At 68.8% G+C, this 1,353-nt stretch carries 2 protein-coding genes; both read left to right on the forward strand.

The window, feature by feature from the left end; translation table 11 throughout:
- The coding region (locus FUT87_RS20255; protein WP_147242191.1) for a tetratricopeptide repeat protein at positions 1-704 on the forward strand (704 nt) is incomplete at its 5' end.
- A gap of 76 nt (positions 705-780) precedes the next feature.
- A partial coding sequence (locus tag FUT87_RS20260) for a GNAT family N-acetyltransferase (protein ID WP_147242192.1) occupies positions 781-1,353 on the forward strand: 573 nt, incomplete at its 3' end.

The raw sequence follows: 1,353 nt of genomic DNA on the forward strand, positions 1-1,353 counted from the left end.
AGGGCCTGCAGCAGGCGCAGCCCAAGTTCGGCCTGGGCTGGAAGCTCGAGGGCGACGTGGCGCGCAGCCGGCGCGACTTCCCCGCCGCGGTGACCGCCTACCGCAAGGCCGACCAGCTGGCCGCCGAGGCCGGCGCCACCACCGCCAACACCGAGCTGGCGATCGTGCTGCACAGCACGCTGATCGAGTCCGGCCGCAAGGACGAGGCCGAGCGTTACGCCGCCGCCTATCTGGCCAAGTACAAGACCGACGAGCTGTTCCAGTACCACCTGGGCGACGTGGCGCTCAACAGCGGCCGCTATCCCGAGGCGGAGCAGCGCTATCAGGCGGTGCTGGCCGCCAATCCGATGAACGCGGCGGCGGCCAACAACATCGCCTGGCTGCGCCTGCGGGCCGGCAAGGCGGACGAGGGCTTGAAATTTGCCGAGCAAGCGAACAAGCTCCGCCCCAACGTGCCGCCTTACATGGACACGCTGGCGGAGGCCCTCGCCGCCAAGGGCCAGAACGCCAAGGCCGTCGAGGTGCAGAAGGAAGCCGTGAAGCAGGCGCCGTCGGTGCCCGCGTACCGCCTGCGCCTGGCGCAGCTGTACGTGGCCGGCGGCAACAAGGGCGATGCCGAGGCGGAACTCAAGCGCCTGGCGGACCTGGGACCGAATTTCGAGCAACAAGCCGAGGTGCGAAAGCTGCAGGCCGCGATCCGCTGAGGCGGTCGACCACGAGGTCGGACGCCCGCGCGGGCCGAGAGGCGGCGGAGACACCGCACCCGGGGAGGGGACGGTCATGAGCCAGATTCGACGATCCAGTCTTCGCAAGCGGTTCCACCAGGGGCTGCGGCGGATCTTCTCCTCGCTGCCGAAGCCGATGCGCTTCGCGATCTACCGCCGCATGGTGGATTGCGACCCGTCGCCCTCGGAGCGCCTGGAGCTCAAGGTGGCGGACACGCAGGAGGAACTCGATGCCTGCTTCCGCATCCTGCACGACGCCTACGTCGGCAGCGGCTTCATGAAACCCGACCCGAGCGGCCTGCGCGTGACGGTCTATCACGCCCTCCCGACCACGACGACGCTGTGCGCCAAGTACGACGGCGTGGTGGTGGGCACCATCTCGATGGTGCGCGAGGGCGTGTTCGGCTTCCCGCTGCAGTCCGTCTTCGACCTCGAGGGCGTGCGGGCCAAGGGCGGCAAGATCGCCGAGATCTCGGCCCTGGCGGTGGCGCCGGCCTTCCGCAAGACCGGCGGCGCGATCCTGTTCCCGCTGATGAAGTTCATGCACCAGTACTGCACCGAGTACTTCGATACCCGGCACCTGGTGATCGCGGTGAACCCCGACAAGATCGAGCTGTACGAGGCGCTG

It is taken from the genome of Mitsuaria sp. TWR114, from assembly GCF_007997345.1.